The sequence below is a fragment of the Mycobacterium sp. genome, from assembly GCF_049683355.1.
Classification (GTDB): Bacteria; Actinomycetota; Actinomycetes; order Mycobacteriales; family Mycobacteriaceae; genus Mycobacterium.
This window is the reverse complement of sequence record NZ_JBAUJB010000173.1, coordinates 1-2,671: the sequence shown is the minus strand read 5'-3', so window position 1 is coordinate 2,671 and position 2,671 is coordinate 1. Positions and strand designations below refer to the sequence as shown.

3 protein-coding genes and 2 pseudogenes are annotated in these 2,671 nt (G+C 68.8%); all 5 read left to right on the top strand.

Going from position 1 to position 2,671, the window contains the following annotated elements; translation table 11 throughout:
* Window positions 1–711, top strand: a pseudogene (locus WA944_RS10540) (HNH endonuclease); the annotation flags it as partial.
* A 52-nt stretch (window positions 712–763) separates the two neighbouring features.
* On the top strand, window positions 764–1,147 hold the full coding sequence (locus WA944_RS10535; RefSeq protein WP_526372679.1) for a PPOX class F420-dependent oxidoreductase: 384 nt from the start codon (window positions 764–766) through the stop codon (window positions 1,145–1,147).
* A gap of 4 nt (window positions 1,148–1,151) precedes the next feature.
* Window positions 1,152–1,559 (top strand): annotated as a pseudogene (locus tag WA944_RS10530) (PPOX class F420-dependent oxidoreductase).
* A 33-nt stretch (window positions 1,560–1,592) separates the two neighbouring features.
* Window positions 1,593–2,126 (top strand): FxsA family protein, encoded by a 534-nt coding sequence (locus tag WA944_RS10525; protein ID WP_526372680.1) that lies wholly within the window; start codon window positions 1,593–1,595, stop codon window positions 2,124–2,126.
* Window positions 2,127–2,170: 44 nt separating this feature from the next.
* Window positions 2,171–2,671, top strand: a 501-nt coding sequence (locus tag WA944_RS10520) for an amidohydrolase family protein (protein ID WP_526646879.1), incomplete at its 3' end; no start/stop codon positions are given.

Sequence of the window (2,671 nt, the reverse complement as noted above, 5' to 3'; positions counted from 1 at the left end):
CTGCCCGTAGCGCAAGGCGTAGCGGTGTATGCCGCGCTGAAACGGGAAGCCGACCTGACGTGTGACGGGCGGTCGCGGGGGCAGGTGATGGCCGACACCGCCTATGAACGGATCACCGGCCGTCCCGCCGAGCAGCCGGTGCCGGTGGCGTTGAACATGGTGATGGCCGACACCACCCTGGCCGGCGACGACACCGAATCGGCCTGGCTACAGGACTTCGGACCCATCCCGACCGGGCTGGCCTGCGCGCTGACCGGCGACGCGGCCACCGACACCAAGGTGAAGGCCACGCTGCGCCGGCTGTACCGCCACCCCAAATCCGGGCAGCTGGTCGCGATGGAATCGCGGGCCCGGATCTTCCCGAAAGCGTTGGCACGATTCCTGCAGTTGCGTGACCAGAAATGCCGGACCCCGTACTGCGATGCCCCGATCCGGCACTGCGACCACGCCACCCCGGCCCGCGACAGCGGCCCGACCAGCGCCCGCAACGGTTTGGGTGACTGTGAGGCCTGCAATTACGCCAAAGAAGCCCCCGGCTGGACCGTCAGCACCACCGAGGCCGATGGGGAACACCGCGCCGAGTACCGCACCCCCACTGGAGCGGTGTACCAGTCCACCGCCCCACCGCTACCCGGGCCACCCATCCGACGCAGGGTCAGCCTCCTCGAAGGCCAACTCAGCATCGACCTCGTCACCTTCGACGCCGCCTGACGCCGCCGTCGGGCACGTCAATGGCCCGGCGGGTGGCCGCTACATTGGGCACATGGCCACCACTTTCGCCGATGTTGCCGGCTCCGAGTACATCCTGCTGACCACGTTCACCAAGGACGGCAGGCCGAAGCCGACCGCCATCTGGGCCGTCGTCGACGGTGACCGCCTGATCGCCATCACCCAGGAGAAGTCCTGGAAGGTCAAGCGCATCCGCAACACCCCCCGGGTGACCATCGCCGAGTGCGATCGAAGCGGCAAGCCCAAGGGCGAGGCGGTCGAGGCCATCGCGGCGATCCTGCACAAGTCGGCCAACGGGGCCACCTACGAGGCCCTCGGCAGGCGGTACGGGCTGCTCGGCAAGACCTTCAACTTCTTCTCGAAATTGCGCGGCGGCATGGAGAAGAACGTCACCGTCGAATTGAGGCCGGTGAACTGACCCCATGAACAACCCGGCTCCCACGTTCAAAGACGTCTACGGCGAGAAGTATCTGCTGCTTACCACCTTCACCAAGGACGGACGCCCCAAGCCGACCCCGGTGTGGGGCGTGCCCGACGGAGACAAGCTGGTCATCAGCACCGACGACGGATCTTGGAAGACCAAGCGGATCAATAACACCCCGCGGGTGACGATCCAGTAGTGCGGTGTCCTGGGCAAGCCCAAGGGTGAGCCCGTCGAGGCGATTGCCCGGAACCTGCCGAAATCCGAGACCCGCCGGGTGTTCGACATGGTCACCAGGCGCTACTGGTGGCACGCGTGGTGGTGGATACCGCAGGCGATTCTGCGCGGCGGCATCGACAAGGTGCGCGCCGCAATCGAGGTCGAGGCGCCGGTCGGCGGGCCGGGTTAGGAACCTTCAGCGCCGCCCGACCGTTGGCAGAACATGGCGATGAGGCTGTTCTTGCTCTATGCGCTGGTCGAGCTGGCCGTGCTGGTCGCGTTGGCGTCGACGATCGGCTTCGGCTGGACGGTGCTGCTGGTCGCCGGCGTGTTCCTGGTCGGGCTCGTGCTGGCAGGCTCCCAGGTGCGCCGGCATATCCGGCGGCTGCAATCCGGGCTGACCGCGGCGAACGCCCAGGGGGCGGTCACCGACAGCGTGCTGGTCGCACTGGGTACGGTGCTCGTCGTGATTCCCGGTCTGGCCAGTTCCGCACTCGGAGCGCTGCTGCTGCTCCCGCCCACCCGAAAGGTGGCACGCCCGCTTGTCACCGCGATGGCCGCTCGTCGGGCCCCGCTGATCGTCGGGGTCAGCACCATGGGCAGCGCCGCGGCCGGTGCACGGGGTCAGTCGCCCCGGCAAGGTCGTGGCGACTACATCGAGGGTGAGGTCCTCGATGTCACAGACGTCACCGACGTCGCCGATCGCACCGATGTCACCGACACCACCCACGTCGAACGACCCCGCCTCCCGGAGTGACCACCACCACCCTTCTGCTCAACGGGCGGGTGCACAGCCCCTCCATGCCGGATGCGACCGCGATGGCCGTGCGCGACGGCGTCGTCGCCTGGCTGGGCAGCGACGACGTCGGACGGGTGCAGTTTCCCGACGCCACGTTGACCGACCTCGACGGCGCCTTCGTCGCCCCGGCGTTCGTGGACAGCCACGTCCACACCACCGCGACCGGACTGGCACTGACCGGCCTCGATCTGCGTCAGGCCACGTCATTGCGGCACTGCCTGGAACTGCTCGGTGGGTATGCGCGCTCCCGGCCGGACGGCGTCATCTGGGCGCACGGCTGGGACGAATCGCGGTGGCCGGAGGGCGCGGCGCCGAGCACCGCCGACGTGGACGCCGCCGTCGGTGACCAGCCCGCCTACCTGGCTCGCGTCGACGTGCACTCGGCGGCCGCGTCGACGGTGTTGCGACGGGCCGCCGGTGTCGGCGATCAGGAACCACTCACTGCCGGTGCGCACCACCTGGTGCGCCGGGCGGCCCGCGAGAGGCTCAGCACCGACCAGCGA

What these genes read in the sequence shown, in the direction of transcription:
- WA944_RS10535 (WP_526372679.1), top strand. Translation starts at nt 764, where the DNA reads ATGGCCACCACTTTCGCCGATGTTGCCGGCTCCGAGTACATCCTGCTG.
- WA944_RS10525 (WP_526372680.1), top strand. Translation starts at nt 1,593, where the DNA reads ATGGCGATGAGGCTGTTCTTGCTCTATGCGCTGGTCGAGCTGGCCGTG.